This is a genomic window from Streptomyces coacervatus (assembly GCF_029223485.1).
GTDB classification, from domain to species: domain Bacteria; phylum Actinomycetota; class Actinomycetes; order Streptomycetales; family Streptomycetaceae; genus Streptomyces; species Streptomyces coacervatus.
Genome location: NZ_JARHTP010000009.1, coordinates 136,601 through 157,933, shown reverse-complemented (window position 1 = coordinate 157,933; position 21,333 = coordinate 136,601). Strand labels below are relative to the sequence as shown.

The window sequence follows — 21,333 nt, the reverse complement described above, 5'->3', positions numbered from 1 at the left end:
CATGACCGCCGTCGACACCGGGATGGCCCAGGCCCTCAACGCCGCCCTGCGGGACGCGCTGGGCACGGACGAACGCGTCGTGGTCCTCGGCGAGGACGTCGGCCGCCTCGGCGGAGTCTTCCGGGTCACCGACGGGCTGAGAGACGCCTTCGGCGACCGGCGCTGCATGGACACACCGGTCAGCGAGGCGGGCATCGCGGGGCTCGCGGTCGGCATGGCGATGGCCGGGTGGCGGCCGGTGGTGGAGATGCAGTTCGACGCGTTCGCGTACCCGGCGCTCGAGCAGATCGCCTCCCACATGGCGAAGATGCGCAACCGTACCCGGGGCGCCCTCCCGCTCCCGCTGGTCGTGCGGATCCCCTACGGCGGCGGCATCGGCGGCGTGGAACACCACAGCGACTCCAGCGAGGCGTACTACGCGCACACGGCGGGCCTGAAGGTCGTGACACCGGCGACGGCGGCAGACGCGTACTCCCTGCTGCGGGAGGCGATCGACGACCCGGACCCGGTGATCTTCCTGGAGCCGAAACGCCGCTACTGGACCAGGGAGCCGCTCGAACTCCCGGTCCGCACGGAGCCGTTCGGCACCGCGGCCGTACGCCGCGCCGGAAGCGACGCCACGCTCGTCGCCTACGGTCCGTCGGTCGCCGTGGCCCTGGAAGCCGCTCAACTGGCCGCCGCGGAAGGCCTGGACGTCGAGGTGCTGGACCTGCGCACCCTCGTCCCCCTCGACGACGGCGCGCTCACGGCGTCGGTGCGGCGGACCGGCCGGTGCCTGGTGGTGCACGAGGCGCAGGGCTTCGCCGGGGTCGGCGCCGAGATCGCGGCGCGTGTCCAGGAGCGGTGCTTCGACGCGCTGCGAGCGCCGGTGCTGCGGGTCACGGGGTTCGACATCCCGTATCCGCCGCCGTTGCTGGAGGACGCCCATCTGCCGGGCGTGCGCCGGGTGCTGGACGCCCTGCACCGCCTGCTGCCCGCCACCGCACGACGGGCCCACGGCATCCCGGCGTCCACCGGCAACTCCGCGCCCGGCCGTACGTTCCTCCTCCCCGACCTGGGAGAAGGGCTGACCGAGGCGGAGGTCCTGGAGTGGAAGGTCGCGGTGGGCGACCCCGTCGAGCACGACCAGGTCGTCGCGGAGGTCGAGACGGCCAAGTCCGTGGTGACATTGCCCAGTCCGTACGCCGGAACCGTGACTGTCCTGCACTGTCGCGCCGGTGAAGCGGTCCAGGTCGGGGCGCCGCTGCTCACCGTGGGAGAGGTGGCGGAGGCACTCGGTTCGGGCGCCGTGCTGACCGGTTACGGGACGTCGACACGCCCCGGACGCCGCCCCTCGTCCAGGTCGGCAACCACGGCTGGGACAGCCTGCGTTGCGGACGCTCCGGCCGAAGTCGAGCGGTCCGCCACCGGGATCCCGCTGGGCCCCGCGGCCGACAAGTTCGTCCGCGGCCACCGTGACACACCCGCCGTGACCATCTGGGCGGACACCGAGGCCGACAGCCTGCTCGCCGCCCGTACCACCCACGGCACGGGCCTGATGCCGCTGCTCGCCCGGGCCTGCCTCGATGCCCTCGCCGCGTTCCCGGAGCTCAACTCCCGTGTGGACGCCGACCGTCAGGAGCTCGTCCGCCTGCCGCAGATGCACCTCGGCTTCGCCGCACAGACCGACCACGGCCTGGTCGTCCCCGTGGTCCGGAACGCCGACCGCCTCCCCCTCGACGAGCTCGCCGCGGAACTGCAGCGGCTGACCGCCCTCGCCCGCCGCGGAACACTCCCTGCCGAGCACCTCACCGGCGGCACGTTCACCCTCAACAACTACGGCGGCTTCGAGGTCGACGGCGCCACGCCGATCCTCAACCACCCCCAGGCGGCGATGATCGGGGTGGGCCGGATCACCGACCGCCCCTGGGTGAAGGACGGTCGCGTCGAGGTCCGCAAGGTCGTCAATGTGTCCCTGACCTTCGACCACCGGGTGTGCGACGGCGGCACAGCGGCCGGGTTCCTGCGACACGTCGTGGACAGCCTCACTTCGCCTGGGAAACTGGGGAGTTGCTCCTGAGGGCATCCCGCCGCCATCGGACAGCCACCGTCTCGGAAGGGAAGGGCCATGACCGTTCTCGACTCACCGATCCCCAGGTTCCACCTGGCCATGCCGGTCGACGACCTCGCCGCCGCACGCCAGTTCTACGGCGAGGTACTGGGCCTGGAGCAGGGCCGCAGCGCGGAGACCTGGGTGGACTGGAACCTGCACGGCCACCAGTTCGTCACCCACCTCGCGCCGGAGCGCGGCCGGCACATCCACAACCCCGTCGACGGCCACGACGTCCCGGTGCCGCACTTCGGCCTGATCCTCACGGTCCCGGCCTTCCACAAGCTCGCCGACCGGCTGCACGCGGCATCCGTCGAGTTCGTCATCGAGCCCTACGTGCGCTTCGAGGGCCAGACCGGAGAACAGTGGACGATGTTCCTGCTCGACCCGGCCGGCAACGCCCTGGAGTTCAAGGCGTTCGCGGACGACTCCCAGGTCTTCGCCGCATGAAGGTGTTCCGGGTCGAGGCTTCTCAAGTTCCGGACTGGAAAAGGCGGTTCAGTTCACCCTGGGGGATCTGGGCGTCGGCGTAGGAGAAGGTGCCCTGGTCCGCGAGTTCCCGCGCGGTGCGCAGCAGGTGGCCGTACATCGCTCGGGCGATGCTGCCGCCGACGGTGACCCGGCGTACGCCGAGCGCGCGCAGGTCGTCCAGCGACAGCGCGCCGCCCGTCAGCCCCATCACCACGTTGAGCGGGCCGTCGAGCTCGCGCACCAGCGTGCCGATGGTGGCGGCGTCGGCGGCACCCGGCACGAAGGCGCAGTCGGCGCCGGCCGCCAGGTACGCGTTGGCCCGCCGGACGGCCTCGTCGAGCGAACCGCCGACCAGCAGCACATCGGTCCGGCCGACCAGGACGAAGGGACTGCCGTTCGTGTCCACGGCGGCGCGGGCGGCACGGATGCGGTCCGCGGCCAGTTCCTCGTCGTGGAGCGGGCGGGTGCGGTCGCCGGTGAAGTCCTCGATGTTGCCGCCCGCCGCGCCGGCCGCGAGCGTCATCGAGATGGTGGTCGCCACGGTCTCGGGCGCCTCGCCGTACCCGTCCTCGAGGTCCGCGCTCAGCGGCACCGCGACCTCGTCGGCGATCTCGCGGACCCGGCGGATCATCGTCTCGCGGCCGACGCGGCCCTCGGGTGCCTGCTCGCTGAAGAAGTCGTGGTCCGGGCGCCCGAGGGAGAACGCGACTCCCGCGCTCGTGGTCGCCACGGCGGGGAAGCCGGCCGCCTCCAGGATCCGGGCGCTGCCCACGTCCCACGCGTTGGGGAGCAGGAAGCAGCCCTCCTGGTGCAACTGGACGAATTGTTCCGCTCGTTCTCGGCTGTCGCTTGTCACAGAGAGAACCTACGTCCAAAGACGGTGTCAGAGGTGATCGGTCAGAGGTGCCTGTCCCACTGCACATGCAGGGCGGGCGGCTTGCGGAAGACCAGTCCGTACGGAGCAGTGGAGCGGTCCGGGTCGAGGCGCAGGGCGGGGAGGCGTTCGAGCAGGCGCTGGAGGGCGATGCGGGTCTCCAGGCGGGCCAGGTGGGCGGCGATGCAGTGGTGCGGGCCATGGGCGAAGGCCAGTTGGAGGCGCGCGTTGGTGCGGCGGACGTCGAAGCGGTCGGGGTCGGGGAAGACGGCCGGGTCGCGGTTGGCTCCGGCCAGGGAGACGGTGACCAGGTCGCCCTTGCGGATCATCGCCGGGCCCAGTGCTGTGTCGCACAGCGCGTACCGGTCCACGACGGCCGCGCCGGGCTCCAGGCGCAGCGACTCCTCGATGGCACCGTCCAGCAGCTCGAAGTCGCCCCGTACGAGGGCGAGTTGGTCCGGATCCCGGAGCAGATGCAGCAGCGCATTGCTGATCATCGCCTCGACTGTCTCGATGCCTCCGAACATCATGACCGCGGCATTGGACGCCACCTCGGGCAGCGTCAGCCGACCGGCGGCGGAGACCAGGAGCGAGGAGCTGCCCCGGTCGGCGACGGTGTCTTCCACGGCTGCCCGCAGCTCCGCGTACGCCGCGGCTCCGGCGGGCCCCGCCTCGACTCCGGCGGTGATGTCGGAGACCGACTGCACGATGGTGTCGTACCAGGAAAGGACCGCGTCCGTGCCGGTGCCCACCAGCCCGAGTGCCTCGGTCACGACGGCGACCGCCAGTGGTCCGGCGAACGCACGCCTCAGTTCGGCGGCGCCCGCCGGTCGGAGTGCGGTGATGAGGCGGTCGGTCTCCTGCTCGATGAACGCGGCGAAGCCGTCGCGCACCTGCCGGGGACGGAAGGGGGCGTTGAAGGGCTCGCGGTGGCGGGTGTGCTGCTCCCCGTCCAGGGAGAGCATGCTCTCCCCGACGACCTGCGCGGTGGAGAACCGGGGGTCGTCGACCGTGAAAGTCGCGGCGTCCCGCATCACGTGCAGGGCGAGGTCGCGGCGGGTCACCAGCCAGCCGCCCAGCTCCGGCAGCCAGGACACGGGCTCGTGCGCACGCAGCAGCGCCAGTCGCGGATGGGGATCGCGGGCGAGTTCGGTGAGCGTGGTCGCGGCACCGAGCGGGAAGGAGTCGACGACGCTCATCGTGCGGGACCGTTGTGCATGGCGGGAATGACACGCCCCCTCGGAGGTTCGAAAACGCTTACGGTCGGGATTATCCCCGTGCGGGATGTGCGATCGGCACAGGGGGTCTGTGTGAATCCCACGTCGGTCCGGTGACAGACGCACGATGTCCGGGCCTGCGCCTTCTGCCATCGTGGGAGGTGAGAGGCGCTCGGGAGGCGGACGAACCCACTGGAGACCCTCGTGGACAAGCGGTACGAGGTCTACTGCCTCACGCACCCCCGTTTCTACGACGCACCGCACCACGGCCGGACGCCTGGCTGCTTCCGGCAGGCGGGCCGTCGGCTTCCCGATGCGTGGGTGCGCGAGGAACTCGGCGACTGGGTGGTGTGCCGCCCCACTGGTACCGCCTTCCCCCGGCAGGGCTGGAAGATCCATGTCTCGGCGTGTCCGGACAACGCGCAGTCGATCCTGGACGAGGTGTGGGACTACTGCGTCCCGCGCCGCATCGCCTTCAAGTTCCTCCCCGGCATGGACGCCCTGTTCCTCGCCAACGCGAAGTACGCGCACCGCGGCTCCAGCGGCAAGTTCGTGACCCTCTACCCCCTGGACGAGGCGCAGTGCGAGCGCATCCTGACCGAGCTGGGCGCCGTCCTCGACGGCCGGGAGGGCCCGTACATTCTCAGCGATCTGCGCTGGGGTGAGGGCCCGCTCTACGTCAGGTACGGGGCCTTCGCCGACCGGTACTGCGTGTCGGACGAGGGCGTGCTGGAGCAGGCGGTGGAGGACCCCTCCGGCCGTCTGGTGCCCGATGTGCGGGGCCCCACCTTCCGGATACCCGAGTGGGTGCAGCTGCCCGGCTTCCTCGAACCCCACCTCGCGGAGAGCCGACGGACCACGGTCGCCGACCTGCCTTACCGGATCGAGAAGGCGCTGCACTTCTCCAACGGCGGCGGACTGTACTCGGGAGTCGACACGCGGACGCAGGAGCGCGTCGTCCTGAAGGAGGGGCGGCCGCACGCGGGCCTCACCCCGGACGGCGCGGACGCCGTCACCCGCCTGCAGCGTGAGCGGGAGGCCCTGGACCGGCTGGCCGGCCTGCCCTTCGTCCCCGCGGTCCGCGATCATTTCGAGCTGGGCGGCCACCACTTCCTCGTCGAGGAGTTCGTCGAGGCGAAGGCTCTGCACAACGAGTTCGTCAAGCGCTATCCGCTCGCCGCTCTGGCTCCGGACGCCGCCGCCTTCGCCGACTACACCGACTGGGCCCTCGACATCCACCGGCAGGTGGAGGAGGCGGTCGCGGCGGTCCACGACCGGGGCATCGTGATCGGGGACGTGCACACGGACAACATCCTGGTCCGCCCGGACGGCAGGGTGGTGCTGGTCGACTTCGAGGGCGCGCAGGACGTGACGCAGGCGCGGCGCCAGGTCCTCGCCGCGCCGGGCTTCATCGCCCCGCACGGCGCCACCGGCTTCGACATCGACCGGTATGCGCTGGCCTGTCTGCGGCTGTTCCTGTTCCTGCCGCTGACCGGCCTGATCGAACTGGACGTCGGCAAGGCGGGGCAGCTCGCCAGGGAGGCCGCCCGGCTGTTCCCGGTACCCCGCCGGTTCCTGGACGAGGCCGTACGCACCATCACCGGCGACGGCGGCCTCGATGCCCGGGCGGGCGAGGAGCCCCGGCTGGAGCCCGACCGGGCGGGCTGGCTGCGCGCCCGGGACTCGATCGCCTCCGCCGTCCTGGCCTCCGCCACACCGGAGCGCCACGACCGGCTCTTCCCGGGCGACATCGAGCAGTTCCTGCTGCCGGGCGGCGGCCTCGGCGTCGCCCACGGCGCGGCAGGCGTGCTGTACGCGCTGGACGTGACGGGCTCGGGACGCCACCCCGACCACGAGGACTGGCTGATCCGGCACGCACTCGACCCGGCATCGGGCACCCGTCTCGGCTTCTACGACGGCCTGCACGGCGTCGCGTACGTCCTCGAACACCTCGGGCACCACGAGGAGGCCGTCAAGGTCCTCGACATGTGCCTGGGCGAACGGTGGGAGCCGCTGCCCCTCGACCTCAATGGCGGCCTGTCCGGTATCGGGCTCAACCTGCTGCACTTCGCGACCGCCACCGGCGACGCCACCTGCCGTGACACCGCCTGCCGGGTGGCGGAGGTCGTCGCCGACCGGCTGGGCCCGGCCGACGCCGTACCGGAGACCAGTGGCGGTGCCCACCCGAGGGCGGGGCTGATGTTCGGGGCGTCCGGGCCCGCGCTGCTGTTCCTGCGCCTGTACGAGCGGAGCCGTGACCCGGCCCTCCTCGACCTGGCCGCCACCGCGCTGCGCCAGGACCTGCGCCGCTGCGTCGTGCGCGAGGAGGGGTCGATGGAGGTGAACGAGGGCTGGCGCACCATGCCCTACCTCGCCGACGGCAGCGTGGGCATCGGCATGGTGCTGGAGGAGTTCCTGGCCCACCGAGCGGACGAGGAGTTCTCGGACGCCGCCGCGGCGATCCGCAAGGCGGCCAGGGCGTCCTTCTACATCGAGCCGGGGCTCTTCGACGGCCTCGCCGGAATGATCCTCCACCTCAGCCGCCCGCACCCGCCCGGCACGGCCGCCGCACGGGACCCCCTGATCGCCGACCAGGTACGCCGCCTTGCCCGCCACGCCTGTCTGCTCGACGGCCGACTGGCCTTCCCCGGCGAGCAGTTGCTGCGGCTGTCCATGGACCTCGCCACCGGCGGCGCGGGCGTGCTGCTCGCCCTGGGTGCCGCCTTCCACTCCCGGCCGGCCGGGCTGCCGTTCCTGACACCCGGCCTGCCCGCTCAAGACCTCCCCGTCCCCACCACGCAAGTACCAGAGAGGAGGTGAGGACATCATGTCGCTCCTCGAACTGCAGGGCCTCACCATCGAAACCGAGACCGGCGCCGCTCCGCCGCCAGGCAGCCGTGCCAGCAAGGGTTGCGGAGGCAGCCGCCTCAGCCTGCTGCTCTGCTAGTCCGCATCACAACGGCGGGGACACCTCCGGGTGTCCCCGCCCCTTCCGCTGGAACCATCCGACGACGGGAGCGGCCTGTGGACCGACGCGCGGCGGACCGTCTGCTGCTGACGGCGGCCCGGCGGGGCGGCACCTGGGGCGGCGTCCTGGCCGCCACGTCCCTCGTGCTCGCCGGGGTCTACGTCGTCCTGCCCGCCGTCATGGGCCGCACGGTCGACGCCGTGCTGGGGCGTGGCGACGCCGCCCTGTGGCTGACCCTGTCCGCCGTCGCCGTCGTGCTGCTGGTGGTCTGCGACGCGGCGGACGACTACGCGGGCGCGGTCGCCAACTCCCGTTCCACGGCGTGGCTCAGGCACTCCCTGCTGGGGCACGTCCTCGACCTGGGCCCCGGCGCCACCCGCCGCCACACTCCCGGCGATCTGGTGACGCGCCTGGTGGGCAACACCGCCCGCACCGGCAGCGCCCCGTCGGGTCTGGTGTGGGCGGTGACCGAACTGCTCCCTCCGGTCGGGGCCGTGGTGGCGCTGGCCCTCATCGACCCCTGGCTCTGCCTCACGTTCCTCGCCGGACTGCCGCTGGTCGTCCTGGTGGTCCGCGCCTTCGTCCGTGATGTGTCCGACGTCAACGACCGCTACTTCGCCACGCAGGGCCGTATCGCCGCCCGGCTCGTCGACGCGCTGACCGGTATCCGCTCCATCGCCGCCGCCGGGACCACGGCCCGCGAGGCCGACCGGATCCTGCAGCCGCTGCCGGAGCTGCACCGCCATGGGATGGGGATGTGGCGGGCGTACGCCCGGGTCTCGGCGCGGGACTCGGCGGTCGTCCCTCTGCTGGAGGTCGCCGTGCTGGCGGTGGCCGGCCTCGAACTCGCCCGGGGCCGCATCACACCGGGTCAGATGCTCGCCGCGAGCGAGTACGTCCTGCTGGCCACGGGCGTGAGCTCCCTGGTGGCCTCGGCGCACCGGCTCGCGTTCGCGCGCGCGACCGCGGGGCGGGTCGCCGAGGTACTGGCCGAACCCACGGTGGCGTACGGCACCGCACGGCTGCCGGCCGGAGGTGGGGGCCGGCTGGAGTTCCGCCGGGTGACCGTCCGCACGGCCGAGGGCGGCACGGTGCTGGACGGAGTCGACCTGGCCCCGCCACCAGGCAGGTTGACGGCCGTCGTGGGGCGTTCCGGATCCGGCAAGTCGCTGCTCGCCGCGCTGGCCGGACGGCTGGCCGACCCGGACGAGGGCGAGGTACTGCTCGACGGCGTGCCGCTGCGCGAGGTGCACCGCGCGGCGCTGCGGCGGGCCGTCGCATACGGCTTCGACCGCCCGGTGCTGCTGGGCGAGACATACGGCGAAGCGATCGGCTTCGGAGCCCGCTCCCCTACGCACGCCGAGGTGCTGGCAGGAGCCACCGCCGCACGCGCCCACACCTTCCTGCAGACCCTGCCCGAGGGGTACGGCACCCGGCCGGCCACCGCCCCACTGTCCGGCGGGGAGACCCAACGGGTGGGCCTGGCAAGGGCGTTCGTCCAGTCCGGCCCGTCCGGCCGGCTCCTCGTGCTCGACGACGTGACATCCGGCCTCGACACCGTCACCGAACACCACATCGGCCAGGCACTCACCGGGACCGGCCAACTCGCCCGCCGTACACGGCTCGTGGCCACCCACCGGGCGTCCACCGCGGCCCGCGCGGACCACGTCGTCTGGCTCGACGCGGGCCGCGTCCGCGGGCAGGGCACACACCGCGAACTGTGGGCGGACCCCGAGTACCGGACCGTCTTCGGCCCGGACCCGCCGCCGCACAGGGGCCCACGATGAACCGCGCGGCGCACGCCCTGCTGCACTCCACCCTCCGTGCCCGACACCGGGACTTCGTCCGCCTCACCGGCTGGTCACTGCTCCAGGCCGTGCCCACGCTGCCGCCCGGCCAGCTGATGGCCCGAGCCGCCTTCGGCCCCGAGCCGCCGCCGGACAGAGGCCCGCAATGAACCGGCCGGCGCACGCCCTACTGCGCTCCACCCTCCGGGCCCGACGTCGAGAGTTCGTCCGCCTCACCGGCTGGTCGCTGGTTCAGGCGGTGCCCGCGCTGCTGTCCGGCTGGCTGGTGGCCCGGGCCGTCGACAACGGCTTTCTGGCCGACCGCAGCGCCGTGGGCCTCGGCTGGCTGGGGCTGCTGGCCTGCACCGTGCTGCTCGGCGCCTGGGGCACCCGGCAGGCCACGCTCCAACTGGCCGGCGTCGTCGAACCGTTCCGCGACGACCTGGTCACCCTCGTCGCCACCGGCACGCTGCACCGCTCCGCCCGCCGCGCCGGGCCGACCGACACGGCGGGCGTGGCACGGCTGACCGAACAGGTCGAGATCGCCCGCGAGTCGTACGGGGCGATCGTGATGTTCGTGCAGACCTTCTCGGTCACCGCCGTGAGCGTGCTGCTCGGGCTGGCCGCGCTCGATCCCGCCTTTCTGCTGTTCGTGCTGCCGCCGCTCGCGGCCGGGCTTGCCCTCTTCCTGCTGGCCCTGCGGGCGATGGCCGCCCGGCAGCGGGCGGTCGTGCTGGCCGACGAGGCCATCGCCGAGCAGGTGGGCGCGGTGGCCGACGGGCTGCGGGACGTCACGGCCTGCGGCGCCGAGGACGTCGTACGCGCTCGGGTCGGCGCCCGCATCGACGCGGCGGCGGGCGCGGCGCGCGCCCTGGCCCGGCTCACCGCCGTTCGGACCGCCGCACTGGGCGTCGGCGGCTGGCTGCCGCTCGTGCTCATCCTCGCCGGAGCCCCCTGGCTCGTCCGTGACGGCGTGACGACCGGCGCGGTCCTGGGCGCGCTGACGTACGTGTCCCAGGCCCTGCAACCGGCCCTGCGGGGCTTCGTCCAGGGCCTCGGCGGCAGCGGCCTGTGGCTGCTGGTCACCGTCACCCGGATCCTGGAAGCAGCCGGTCCGACGGAGACAGAGGCCGCGGATCCCGGCGACGCCGATCCGGGCAACGCCCCGCCTGCGACTGCGGGTTCGGGGAGGCGCAGGGCCGCCGAGCCGGGCAATGCCCCACCCGCCCCCCGCGACGGCCGTGTGGAGTTGTGCGGGGTCACCTACGGGTACGCCCGCTCCGCCGAACCGGTCGTCCGGGATCTCGGCCTCGTCCTCGCGCCGGGCACCCACCTGGCGGTCGTCGGCCCCAGCGGGGCGGGCAAGTCCACCCTCGCCGCGCTCGTCGCCGGGGTGCTGGAACCGCAGGCCGGCCGTATCCGCCTGGGGGGTGTGCCGGTCCGGGACCTGGATCGCGGCCGGCTGTCCCGGTCCCGGGTGCTGATCCCTCAGGAGGCCTACGTGTTCTCCGGCACCCTGCGCGAGAACCTCGCCTACCTTCACCCCACGGCCACCCCGCCCGACCTGGACGCGGCGGTCCACGCCATCGGTGCGCAGGCGCTCGTGCAACGTCTCGGCGGCTACGACGCGACGGTGGACCCGGCCGTGCTCTCCGCCGGTGAGCGCCAGTTGATCGCCCTCGTCCGGGCCCTGCTGCCGCCGGCCCGGCTGGTCCTGCTGGACGAGGCCACCTGCCATCTCGACCCGGCCGCAGAGGCCGTCGCCGAGCGGGCGTTCACCGGCCGCCCGGCCACCCTGATCGTCTGCGCCCACCGGATCAGCTCCGCCCTGCGCGCCGACCTCGTCCTCGTCATGGACGGCTCCCACTGCCGCCTCGGCACACACGACCGGTTGATGGCCGACTGCGCCCTGTACCGAGACCTGATCGGCCACTGGGACGAACGGGCGGAGCCGGCACGATCGGCTTCCCCCGAGGGGACGCTGGAAGTCACCTGAGAGCTCGGGCCCCGGCTACAGCCATCCCGACTGCCGGGCGATCCGGATCGCGTCGATGCGGTTGCGTGCACCGGTCTTCCTGGAGACCGCGTTCAGATGGTTGCGGACCGTTCCCACCGACAGCGACAGCCGGGCCGCGATCTCCCGCGTCGGTGTGCCGTCCGCCGCCAGCCGCAGCACTTCGAGCTCCCTGGGGGTCAGCGGGCTCTTGGCCGAGGACAGCGCCAGCAGCGCCAGCTCCGGGTCGATGAATCGCTCGCCCGCCGCCACCTTGCGCACCCCCTGGGCCAGAAAGTCGCAGGGGCTGTTCCTGCCGATGAGACCCGCGACGCGCAGCGCCAGCGCCTGGCGCAGATACTCGGGCGTCGCGCTGCCGGCCAGCAGCACGATCCGGCACTCCGGGAGCCGCTCGCTCAGCTCCAGCGAGGTGCCGAGCGCCCCGTCATCACCGCCGTCGCAGTCGATGACGACGACATCGGGCCGGTACGACAGCGCCCGGCTGACGGCCTGCCCGCACCCCGGTGCCGCCGCGACCACCTCGATGTCCTCCTCACGTGTCAGCAGGGCGGCAAGTGCCCCGCGCACCAGGTCGGTCTCCTCGACGAGAAGAACACGGATCAACATCGCTCCCGCCCGGCCCGCAGCGGCCTGCTCGCGCGACGCGCCCCGGACACTCCGACGGCGCCGTAGGAAGTATCTCCGGTTATCGCCCTATTTGACGGACGCCGCCCCGCCCCGGGCCCGCCGCGGGCGCAGGAGGCGCGCAGGACACGCCGCCGAATGGCCCATCCTGGCGGTAAGCGGCTTATCCGGTCATAGCGTTCGCAGTATGAAGAAATACCGTATTGCGTACTTGATGTGCACCGCGGTGGTGGTCGGGACGGGACTGGGTGCCGCGCCGCCGGCCCCCCGCCATGCGTTCCATGTGGTCTGGCCGGGCCAGTCGATTCAGAAGGCGGTGGACGCCGCCCGGCCCGGAGACACCGTGCTCGTGGCTCCCGGCATCTTCCACGAGAGCGTCAAGGTGACCACGCCCGGGCTGACCCTGCGCGGCATGGGGCGCAGCACAGTGATCGAGCCGAGCGCGAAGAAGGCCGCCAACAGCTGTGCCGAGGGCGGCAACGGCATCTGTGTCGTGGGCGCCAAGGACCGTAACCTCGCGGACGTCACCATCGCCTCGCTGACCGTCGTGGGCTTCGCCAGGACCGGGGTGTTCGCCATGGCGACCGACCGGCTGGCCGTCGTCAATGTGACCGCGGCGCGGAACGGGGTGTGGGGCATCGCCCAGGAGCGCTCGGTGCGCGGGCTGATCCGGGACAACACCGCCCTGGCCAACGGCGACGCGGGCATCTTCCTCGCCAACACCATCCAGGACGAGGCGGGCGCCACGGACACCGGGGGAACGCTGATCGACCACAACCGGATGGAGGGCAACCGGGTCGGCCTGACCGTCCGTCGGCTGCGGAACCTCGCCGTCGCGCGCAACCGCCTCGCGGACAACTGCGCGGCGCTGTTCGTGGTCGGTGACGAGAACAAGCCGAAGGCCGGCGCCCTGACCGTGAGCGACAACTACGTGGTGCGGAACAACAGGTCGTGCCCGAAGACGGCCCGGCTGGACGCCCTGCAGGGCGTCGGCATCGTCCTGACCGGCGCCGAGGACACCCTGGTGACGCGGAACGTGGTCCGGAACAACGTCGGCAAGTCGTCGCTGTCGGGCGGCATCGTGCTGTTCAAGAGCTTCGTGAACGTCACCAGCGACCGCAACCGGATCAGCTACAACGTGCTCGGGGGCAACTACCCGGCGGATCTCATCAATACGGACCACGGCACGGGCAACACCTTCGAACGCAACATCTGCCGGGCGTCCCAGCCCGCGGGACTGTGCTGACCCGTCGGTCATGGCCCCGCTGCGGGCCCGAGAAGGAAGGAAGCGGCACATGACGACCGCACCGACAGCCCCGCCGCCGTCCATGCGGCTGAGGGAGCTCGCGTTCGCGGCGGCGTGTGCCGCCGCCCTCCGGGCGGCCGCCCGGCTGGGGGTCCCCGACGCCCTCGGTGACAGCCCCATGACCGCGGAGGACCTGGCGGCCGCGGTGAAGGCCGAGGCCCGGCCGCTACGACGGCTGCTGCGCACCCTGTCCTGCTACGGCGTCTTCGCCGAGCTGCCGGACGGGACCTTCGCCCACACCGATGTCTCCAGGCTGCTGCGCGAGGACGATCCGAACAGCCTGCGCGCCATCTCGCTGTGGTGCACCGAGCCGTGGACCTGGGACGCCTGGCCGAGGCTCGACGAGGCGGTGCGCACCGGGCGCAATGTCGTCGAGGACCTGTACGGCAAGGAGTTCTTCCCCTATCTGAACGAGGACGCCCCGCAGTCCGCCGACGTCTTCAACCGGGCCATGACGACCTCCAGCGTGCAGTCGGCGCGGGACGTCGCTGACCTCCTCGATCTGTCGGGGAGTTCCTCGGTCGCCGACCTGGGCGGCGGCCAGGGGCATGTGGTGGCGAGCCTGCTGGACAAGCATCCCTCGCTGCACGGCACCCTGGTCGACCTTCCGCGGGTGGTGGAGAACGCGCTGCCGAGGCTGCGGCCGGGAGGCGACCTCGCGGACCGTGCGTGCGTCGTGCCCGGCGACGTCAGGGTGGCCGTCCCGGTCGCGGCGGACGTCTACATCATCAAGAACATCCTGGAGTGGGACGACGACAGCACCGCTCGGACGCTGCGCAACGTCCGCGCGGCGGGCGGCCAGGGGGCTCGGGTCGTGGTCATCGAGAACCTCGTCGACGACTCGCCCTCGATGCGGTTCAGCACCGCGATGGACCTGTTGCTGCTTCTCAACGTCGGCGGGGCGAAGCACACCACCGACAGCATGCTCGCCCGGCTGACCGACGCAGGGCTGGTCGTCGACGACGTCCGCCCGGTCAACCCCTATCTGCACGCGTTCGACTGTCACGTCCCGGGCTGATCCGGCCGTGGCACCGCAGACCACCGGTCGCCGGGCCCGCAGCGTCGCGGGCCCGGCGACCGGTGTGGTACGGCGGGGTCAGCCGGCCTGGTCGCGCTCCCAGAGGTAGAAGCGCTGCGCCATGGCGTCCTTCGGGGAACGCCAGGTTTCGGGGTCGTACGCGCTGACGTACGCGGACAGCCGTTCGCTGACGTCCCGGAACTCGGGATGTCCGGTGACCTTGGCGATGGCGGGGCCGGGCTCGTGCTCGGACTCGATCAGGTGCAGGTACACGTCGCCGAAGTGGAAGAGGCTGCGCCGGACCACCCCGACGAGGTGCGGCAGTTCTCCCCGGTCGGACTCCGCGAACACCTCGGCGATGTCGGGGGCCGATCCCGGAGCCATGCGGGCGACGATCAGTGCTTGGTGCATGGGGACCTGTGCTCCGTCCCGCTCAGTCGGTCAGACCCGGCGTGGCCCCGCGCTCGGCGGCGGCCTTCTCGATGCGGTCCCGGATCAGACCCATCTGGACCTTGGAGTTGCGGTTGATGTTGTCGGTCATCCACGCGTCGTCGACCGGCGCTTCCGGCTTCATCGCGAAGTCCTGTGTCCAGACCATGCGGGTGCCGGCCGGCACCTCCTCGTACTGCCAGTGGATGTTCATGTGGGCGAAGGGGCCCGTCTCGACCCGTCGGGCCCTGACGGTGAGCGTCTCGCGGTCCGGCTCGCGTTCGGAGACCCAGCTCCACACGGTGCCGTTCTCGTCCGGGTGCATGGTCAGCCGGAAGGTGGTCCTGTGCCCCTCCCGGGCCAGGACTTCGACGGACTCGTACTCGGTGAACAGCCGCGGCCAGTTCTCCAGATCGTTGGTCATCTCCCAGACCAGGTCCAGCGGTGCGGCGATGGTGATCTCGTTCTGCGTGTGTCCGGTCATCTCACGCTCCTGTCATGAGGGCACTGTTGACGAGGTCCAGGAACTGCCGGGGTGTTTTGGAGCGTTCGGCGTCGGCGGGCATCGGCGTGCCGTACCGGTTCTCCAGTTCGCCCACGATGCCCAGCAGACCGAGCGAGTCGACGCCCAGGGTGTCGAAGCCCGGGTTGTGCAGGCCGAGTTCCTCGGGGGTGACGGTGACACCGGCTGACTTCTTCATGAGTTCGGCCAGCTCTTCCACGGTTATTCGGTCAGTCATGCGGTTCTCCTCTACTGCGTTTACTGCTCCGCGCGCCTCGTGATGAGGTGCTGGTGGCGCCGTGCCGGAGCACCAGCGCCGAGTTCGACCCCATGAGCCCCCGGCTGAGGATCAGCGCCGTGCGCGGCTCGGCGGCGCGCGCCCGGCCGGTGACGAGGTCGAGGTCGTGGCAGATGTCGTAGACATTGGGGGTGGGCGGGATCAGGCCGTGCTCCATGGCGAGCACCGCCGCCGCGGCGTCGAGCACCGCCGCCGCCCCGTAGCCGCGGCCGATGCCGGTCTTCGGCGCGGTGACGGGCACACGGGTGCCGTGCGCGCCGAGCGCGTCGGCGATCGCGAGGGCCTCGGCGCGGTCCGCCTCCGGCACTCCGAGGGCGTCGGCGAAGACGACGTCGATTTCCTCGGGGGCGCAGCCGGCTTCGTCCAGGGCGCCCCGGACGGCGTGGGCGAGTCCTTCCCGGGACTGCTCCCAGCGGGAGGCGCCGGTGAACGTGGCGGCGTGTCCGGCGAGGACCGCCTGTACGCGCGCGCCCCGTGCCAGGGCCGCGCTCTCGTCCTCCACGACGAACATGGCGCCGCCCTCGGCGGGCACGAATCCGCAGGCCGCGGAGGTGAACGGGCGGTAGGCGCGGGCCGGGTCGGCCTCGGTGCTGAGCTCCGCGTAGCCGAGCTGGCAGACGACGGAGTAGGGGGCGAGCGGCGCCTCGGTCGATCCGGTCACGATCACGTCGGTGCCGCGCCGCACGGCCCGCGCCGCGTGCGCGAGGGCGTCCAGGCCGCCGGCCTCGTCGCTGGCGACGACCGAGCAGGGGCCCTTGAAGCCGCGGCGGATGGATATCTGGCCGGTGCTGGCGGCGTAGAACCAGGCGATGGACTGGTACGGGCCGACGAACCTGCTGCCCTTTCCCCACAGTTGCTGCAGTTCCCGCTGCCCGAACTCGCCGCCGCCGGAACCGGCCGCGGTGACCACACCCACGGAGAACGGGGAGCCGTCGGTCTCGGGCCGGCCGAGCCGGGCGTCGTCCAGAGCGAGGTCGGCCGCGGCCATCGCGAAGTGCGTGAACCGGTCGGTCTGGACGAGGAAGCGCTCCTCGACCGCGGCCGACGGGTCGAAGTCGCGGACCTCGCCCGCCACCCGCAGCGGCAGCTGCTCGCAGCCCTCGCGGGTGACCCGGTCCAGGACGCTGATGCCCTCCTTGACGGACTTCCAGAAGGTTTCCGTGCCGGCTCCGTTGGGTGCGACCACGCCGATTCCGGTGATGGCCGCGCGCCGTGGATGGGGTTCGCTCATCGTGACTTCTCCCTCGGCCGGGTCAGGACCACCGCGGACTGGAAGCCGCCGAACCCGCTGCCCACCGAGAGCACACTGTCGAGTTTCCGCTCGCGTGCGACGCGGGGGACGTAGTCCAGGTCGCACTCGGGGTCCGGGGTCTCGTAGTTGGCGGTCGGCGGGACGACCTGGTGGGTCAACGCCAGTACGCAGGCGACGAGTTCGATGGCGCCGATCGCGCCGAGGGAGTGGCCCACCATGGACTTGATGGAGCTCATCGGCGTGTCGTAGGCGTGCGGGCCCAGGGCCCGTTTCACCGCGGCGGTCTCGTGACGGTCGTTCTGCTGGGTGCCCGAGCCGTGCGCGTTGACGTAGTCGATCGCCGTGCCGTCCAGCCGGGCGTGGTCGAGGGCGGCCTCGATGGCCCTGGCCATCTCCAGGCCCTCTCGGGTCAGGCCGGTCATGTGGTAGGCGTTGCCGAAGGTGGCGTAGCCGCCGAGCTCGCAGTACACGTGCGCGCCGCGGGCCCGGGCGTGTTCGAGCTCCTCCAGGACGAGTACCGCGCCGCCTTCGCCCATGACGAACCCGTCCCGGTCGGCGTCGAAGGGACGGGAGGCGTGCGCCGGGTCGTCGTTGTTCGCGGAGGTGGCCTTGATCGCGTCGAAGCAGGCCATGGTGATCGGGGAGATCGGCGAGTCCGAGGCGCCGGCGATGCACAGGTCGGCGCGGCCCTCCTCGACGGTGTGGAAGGCATATCCGACCGCGTCGAGGCCCGAGGTGCAGCCCGTGGAGACGGTCTGCACCGGGCCGCGGGCCCCGAACCGCTCCGCGACCGTCGAGGCGAGGGTGCTGGGCGCGAACGCGCGGTGAAGATGCGGGCCGGCCTCCCGGGGTTCCACGTCCCAGCGCTGTCCATGGTGGCTGACCAGCACATAGTCGTGTTCCAGGCGTGTGGTGCCGCCGACCGCGGTGCCCAGGGAGACCCCGACCCGCCAGGGGTCCTCCCGGCCGAGTTCGAGGCCGGCGTCGCGTATCGCCTCCGCCGCGGCGGCGAGGGCGAACTGTATGTAGCGGTCGCACCGGGCGGTCTGCTCGGCGTCCAGCCCGTGCTGCGCCGGGTCGAAGTCGCACTCGGCGGCGATGCGTGAGCGCAGGCCGGCCGGGTCGAAGAAGGTGATGCCCCGCGTCGCCGTGCGCCCGGCGGCCAGCAGATCCCAGAACGCCGGTACGCCGGTGCCGCCGGGTGCGACGACGCCTATGCCGGTGACCGCCACCTTGCGGGTCATGAACGGACCTCTTCGACGGCATCGGTCTCCTCGGTGTCGACATGGCCGAGCGGCGGGCTCGGGGCCAGCGGACCGAGGTGGAAGACGATGCGGGCCTCCACGTTGCCGACGTTGCGGAAGCGGTGGCGCATATGGGCGGGGATCATGAGCCCCTGCTCGGGCCGCAGCGGCTGGGGGACGCCGTCGAGGTCCACCTCCAGGTCCCCGCACAGGACGTACACGAACTCCTCGGAGTACGGGTGGTAGTGCTCCCCGATGCGCTCGCCGGGCTGCACGATGGCGACGCCCATGAATCCGCTGGTGGAGCCGACCGTGGCGGGGGTGAGCAGGGCGCGCAGATCGCCGCCGCGCCGACGGTTGGGCTCGACCTCGCTGAGATCCACGATTCTGGGACGGGATGTGATCACGGCGTTCCTCCGATGGTGTGCTGGACCGACGTGGCGGGGGCGTGGGCTGGGGCCCCGGCCCACGTGATGGCCGATCAGGCGTCGGGCGACCGGCGGTCGGTGACGAGCTCCATGCGCGCGAGTTCGAGCCGGCGCGCGAGTTCACTCGGCTTCGCCTCGTCATGTCCGCCCCGGTGATCCCGGCCGACCTGCTTCTCTGCTGGGGGTCCGGGGGTCGTCCCCCGGGAAGACGCAGCAGCGCCCTGCGGTGCGGACGCGTCCGCGGCGAAAGCCGTCAGTTCGGCCGCCTGCCGGGGGTCGGACAGGCCGAGGGCCGCCGCGGGGTCGGCGGCTGCCAGCCCGCCGCTCACATCGATCAGCCGTACGACGATGTCGTCGCGCTGGAAGATCGTGCTGCGCAGGACGGGGCTGCGGGGGTCGTCCGCCGCGGCCTCGTCGTGCCGGGCCAGGACCTCGGCCAGGCGCATGCCGCAGCCGGGCCGTGCCGGATAGGACAGGGCGTGCCGCTCCTCCTGCGGGTCCTGCTGCGCCGATGTCACATGGTGAACGGCGGGGAGCGCGGCCCGGGTGAAGAAGACGCGGGCGGATTCGGGGTCGTCGAGGTCCCGGTCCTGTTCCAGATACGGGTTGATGGCCTCCTCGACGGCGCGCACCTCGGGCTGCCGGGCGACATGGCGCAGTGCGGCGAGCAGGTCGCCGCGCACCTCGATGGCCCGTACCACCCGGTTGCCGTGCATGAACAGCGAGGTGCGGCACAGCCGGGTGGAGTCGTCGACCTTCGGCTCGGGCGAGGCGTAGTCGGCGAGGATCTTCGCGACTTTCTCCTCGCTGCCCGGCTTGACGGTGAAGGTGAGGGCGTGCCGGATCAGGCCGTCGCCGATCCTGGGTGAGGCCTGGAGGCGGCGCTTGCCGGGCTCGGCGTTCGGGGCCGGGCTGCCGGTCTCGCGGACGATGTGGAAGCGCAGTGACCTGGTGTCCCGGACACAGCTGTGCAGCGGCTCCACCATCCGCACGTGTTCCTCGCTGTTCACCCAGGCGAGGAACGGCGGGGCGCTCTCCCACTCGCTGGTGATGAGCCATTGGGAGGGGTTCTCGATGGACTGGCACAGCTGGTCGCTGACGTGTCCGGGCACGGACGCGACCTGGTTGCACAGGAGTTCGTACGCCTCCAGGAACTGCTGCTGGGCTCCGTCGTAGACGTCCACGAGCAGGACGACCCGGAGTCGGGAGCCGTCGAACACGGACTGGGAGACCCGGGGCGACACCTGTCGCGTCAGCGGACCGGAAACACGTTCGGATGTGGTGGTCATCCTGCGCACATCTCCTTCGCGGGGGGGGCGGAAGCGGACGTCGGCCGCGGTCCTGCGGCGTCGGCGTCCCTCGATCGTGTGCCCGTGGCCCGCAGTGCGCGACTCGTATGGCCTACGCGGGTGATGCTCGGACGAGGTGGGCGAAGACCACCAGGTTGTCCGTGTAGTCCATGACCGACCGGTCGTAGTTCCCCGCGCAGGTGATGAGCCGCACCTGGGCCTGCGGGGTGTCGTCGTACACGCGGTCGCTGGGGAAGTCGTTCTTCCGGAAGGTCTCCACGCTGTCGACCCGGAAGGTCGCGGTGCGCCCGTCGGCGCGCAGGACGTAGAAGACATCGCCCTTGGTCAGCTCGCCGAGGTTGGCGAAGACGGCCGCGGATGTCTTCGTGTCGACGTGCCCGGCGATGATCGCGGTCCCCGGCTCTCCGGGGGAGGCTCCCTTGGTGTGCCAGCCGACGAGGTTGGTGTCGTTGCCGGGCGGCGGCTGCAGCTGCCCGGTGGGGCCGATGGAGAGGCCGGTGAAGGGGGCGTCGACCCAGATCTTCGGGATGCGCAGGCGTACAGGCCTCGACCGGGGCAGGTGCTTGTCCATCGGCTGCCCGGCGGGCGCGGCCGTCGCGGTGGGCTGCACGACGGACGCGACAGGCTGCGGGGCGGACGGCGGGCGGGAGGCGTCGGCGGAGGTGTTCTGACCGCTCATCAGGCTCGCCGCCACCACCAGGCAGGCCGCGGCGCACATCATCATCACCCCCGAGCGGGGTGCGACCTGCTCGGTCGGCAGCGGTTCGTCGTCGGAGGGGGAGGAAGGAGGAACTGCCATCGGAGAGCACCTCATTCAGGCACGGCGGCAGAGCGGACGGGACGGGCGGGGCGCGAGCCGCGGCCGCCGCACGAGGCACGGATGACGGCCGCGGCTGCGCTGTCGCATCCGGCACGGGTCAGGCCATTCCTACGGCCGGCTTCCTGCGACGCGCCGCGTACAGTCCGGCCGCGGCGACCCCCAGCACCGCCAGCCCGCCCCCGGTCGCCGCCGGCTCGGCGAGCGCCCCGCCTCCGGTGTGCATACCGCCGCTGGGCCTGTCGTGGCCGCCGCCCCAGGAGCCCCTGCCGTGCTCGTGGTCCCGGCCCCAGGAGTCGTCCCGGTAGGTGTCCGGGTCCGTCTTCGGATCCCTGGAGCCGCCCCAGTCCCCGTCGTCGTTCACTCGGGTCAGCGCACCGCCACCGGTATGCATGCCACCGTGCGGTGCCTCGTGGTCGTGGTCCCAGTCGTGCTCCTTGCCGTGCGAGGAGCCGTCGTGCGAGGAGTCGTCGTTGTTCCAGTCGCCACCGCTTGCGAACGCGCCGGGCGCGCCGATGGCGAGGACGGCCGAGGCCGCCGCGGTGGCCAGCAATATGCGAGCAGAACGCATAGGAACGTCCTTCCGACAAGGCCCGGCAGCTGGTACGTCATCAGCTGACTTGACCGGACCCCGACGTGAACCACCGTCAGTCAGTCGTCACGTCCCCACCAGTCGGGACGATCA

The 21,333-nt window shown here is 72.2% G+C and carries 21 protein-coding genes and 1 pseudogene; 10 read left to right on the top strand and 12 right to left on the bottom strand.

The window, feature by feature from the left end; translation table 11 throughout:
• Position 1 precedes the first annotated feature (1 nt).
• The 3 genes and pseudogenes from P2Q00_RS50805 to P2Q00_RS23160 form a co-directional block, all read left to right on the top strand.
• A pseudogene (locus P2Q00_RS50805) lies at positions 2–970 on the top strand (alpha-ketoacid dehydrogenase subunit beta); the annotation flags it as partial.
• The gene (locus P2Q00_RS50800; RefSeq protein WP_338059335.1) at positions 947–2,059 is read left to right on the top strand and encodes a dihydrolipoamide acetyltransferase family protein; all 1,113 of its coding nucleotides are present in this window, start codon (positions 947–949) and stop codon (positions 2,057–2,059) included. The pseudogene P2Q00_RS50805 and the gene P2Q00_RS50800, both read left to right, overlap by 24 nt.
• 48 nt (positions 2,060–2,107) lie before the next feature.
• Complete coding sequence (locus P2Q00_RS23160) at positions 2,108–2,539, top strand: VOC family protein (protein WP_275774574.1); 432 nt, start codon at positions 2,108–2,110, stop codon at positions 2,537–2,539.
• 22 nt (positions 2,540–2,561) lie between these two features.
• Here the strand turns inward: P2Q00_RS23160 and P2Q00_RS23155 are convergent, their stop codons facing one another.
• Positions 2,562–3,416, bottom strand: coding sequence for an isocitrate lyase/PEP mutase family protein (locus tag P2Q00_RS23155; protein WP_275774573.1), 855 nt, complete (start codon positions 3,414–3,416; stop codon positions 2,562–2,564).
• Between the two features lie 41 nt (positions 3,417–3,457).
• Positions 3,458–4,633, bottom strand: coding sequence for a cytochrome P450 (locus P2Q00_RS23150; RefSeq protein ID WP_275774572.1), 1,176 nt, complete (start codon positions 4,631–4,633; stop codon positions 3,458–3,460).
• A gap of 222 nt (positions 4,634–4,855) precedes the next feature.
• Between P2Q00_RS23150 and lanKC the strand changes: the two genes are divergently transcribed.
• The 5 genes from lanKC (at position 4,856) to P2Q00_RS23125 (ending at position 11,402) form a co-directional block, all read left to right on the top strand.
• Positions 4,856–7,471, top strand: a complete 2,616-nt coding sequence (gene lanKC, locus P2Q00_RS23145; protein ID WP_275774571.1) for a class III lanthionine synthetase LanKC — start codon at positions 4,856–4,858, stop codon at positions 7,469–7,471.
• 7 nt (positions 7,472–7,478) lie between these two features.
• A complete protein-coding gene (locus P2Q00_RS23140) occupies positions 7,479–7,598 on the top strand; it encodes a SapB/AmfS family lanthipeptide (RefSeq protein WP_275774570.1) in 120 nt (39 codons plus the stop codon).
• A gap of 77 nt (positions 7,599–7,675) precedes the next feature.
• A complete protein-coding gene (locus P2Q00_RS23135) occupies positions 7,676–9,406 on the top strand; it encodes an ABC transporter ATP-binding protein (RefSeq protein ID WP_275774569.1) in 1,731 nt (576 codons plus the stop codon).
• Positions 9,403–9,576, top strand: coding sequence for a hypothetical protein (locus P2Q00_RS23130; protein ID WP_275774568.1), 174 nt, complete (start codon positions 9,403–9,405; stop codon positions 9,574–9,576). The genes P2Q00_RS23135 and P2Q00_RS23130 overlap by 4 nt, the downstream gene beginning before the upstream one ends.
• On the top strand, positions 9,573–11,402 hold the full coding sequence (locus tag P2Q00_RS23125; protein ID WP_275774567.1) for an ATP-binding cassette domain-containing protein: 1,830 nt from the start codon (positions 9,573–9,575) through the stop codon (positions 11,400–11,402). The genes P2Q00_RS23130 and P2Q00_RS23125 overlap by 4 nt, the downstream gene beginning before the upstream one ends.
• A 15-nt stretch (positions 11,403–11,417) precedes the next feature.
• Here P2Q00_RS23125 and P2Q00_RS23120 read toward each other — a convergent pair whose 3' ends face one another.
• Complete coding sequence (locus tag P2Q00_RS23120; protein ID WP_425579501.1) at positions 11,418–12,026, bottom strand: LuxR C-terminal-related transcriptional regulator; 609 nt, start codon at positions 12,024–12,026, stop codon at positions 11,418–11,420.
• A gap of 205 nt (positions 12,027–12,231) precedes the next feature.
• On the opposite strand from P2Q00_RS23120, the gene P2Q00_RS23115 reads away from it, so the two are divergent.
• Together P2Q00_RS23115 and P2Q00_RS23110 are read left to right on the top strand one after the other, a co-directional pair.
• Positions 12,232–13,290, top strand: coding sequence for a right-handed parallel beta-helix repeat-containing protein (locus P2Q00_RS23115; protein ID WP_275774566.1), 1,059 nt, complete (start codon positions 12,232–12,234; stop codon positions 13,288–13,290).
• Positions 13,291–13,339: 49 nt separating this feature from the next.
• On the top strand, positions 13,340–14,368 hold the full coding sequence (locus tag P2Q00_RS23110) for a methyltransferase (RefSeq protein ID WP_275774565.1): 1,029 nt from the start codon (positions 13,340–13,342) through the stop codon (positions 14,366–14,368).
• A 78-nt stretch (positions 14,369–14,446) separates the two neighbouring features.
• On the opposite strand, the gene P2Q00_RS23105 is transcribed toward P2Q00_RS23110, so the two are convergent.
• The 9 genes from P2Q00_RS23105 to P2Q00_RS23065 form a co-directional block, all read right to left on the bottom strand.
• Positions 14,447–14,779, bottom strand: coding sequence for a TcmI family type II polyketide cyclase (locus P2Q00_RS23105; RefSeq protein ID WP_275774564.1), 333 nt, complete (start codon positions 14,777–14,779; stop codon positions 14,447–14,449).
• Positions 14,780–14,801: 22 nt separating this feature from the next.
• Positions 14,802–15,281 (bottom strand): SRPBCC family protein, encoded by a 480-nt coding sequence (locus P2Q00_RS23100; RefSeq protein WP_275774563.1) that lies wholly within the window; start codon positions 15,279–15,281, stop codon positions 14,802–14,804.
• Position 15,282: 1 nt separating this feature from the next.
• Entirely contained in the window at positions 15,283–15,537 is a 255-nt protein-coding gene (locus tag P2Q00_RS23095) for an acyl carrier protein (RefSeq protein ID WP_275774562.1), read from the bottom strand.
• Positions 15,530–16,828 (bottom strand): beta-ketoacyl synthase N-terminal-like domain-containing protein, encoded by a 1,299-nt coding sequence (locus P2Q00_RS23090; RefSeq protein WP_275774561.1) that lies wholly within the window; start codon positions 16,826–16,828, stop codon positions 15,530–15,532. Before P2Q00_RS23090 ends, P2Q00_RS23095 begins: the two co-directional genes overlap by 8 nt.
• Entirely contained in the window at positions 16,825–18,093 is a 1,269-nt protein-coding gene (locus P2Q00_RS23085; RefSeq protein ID WP_275774560.1) for a beta-ketoacyl-[acyl-carrier-protein] synthase family protein, read from the bottom strand. Before P2Q00_RS23085 ends, P2Q00_RS23090 begins: the two co-directional genes overlap by 4 nt.
• On the bottom strand, positions 18,090–18,500 hold the full coding sequence (locus P2Q00_RS23080; protein ID WP_275774559.1) for a cupin domain-containing protein: 411 nt from the start codon (positions 18,498–18,500) through the stop codon (positions 18,090–18,092). Before P2Q00_RS23080 ends, P2Q00_RS23085 begins: the two co-directional genes overlap by 4 nt.
• A 74-nt stretch (positions 18,501–18,574) precedes the next feature.
• The gene (locus tag P2Q00_RS23075) at positions 18,575–19,810 is read right to left on the bottom strand and encodes a SchA/CurD-like domain-containing protein (protein WP_275774558.1); all 1,236 of its coding nucleotides are present in this window, start codon (positions 19,808–19,810) and stop codon (positions 18,575–18,577) included.
• A 112-nt stretch (positions 19,811–19,922) separates the two neighbouring features.
• Positions 19,923–20,630 carry a class F sortase gene (locus P2Q00_RS23070; RefSeq protein ID WP_275774557.1) on the bottom strand — a complete coding sequence of 236 codons (708 nt, stop codon included), beginning with the start codon at positions 20,628–20,630 and terminating at the stop codon, positions 19,923–19,925.
• Between the two features lie 118 nt (positions 20,631–20,748).
• A complete protein-coding gene (locus P2Q00_RS23065) occupies positions 20,749–21,219 on the bottom strand; it encodes a hypothetical protein (RefSeq protein WP_275774556.1) in 471 nt (156 codons plus the stop codon).
• Positions 21,220–21,333 lie beyond the last annotated feature (114 nt).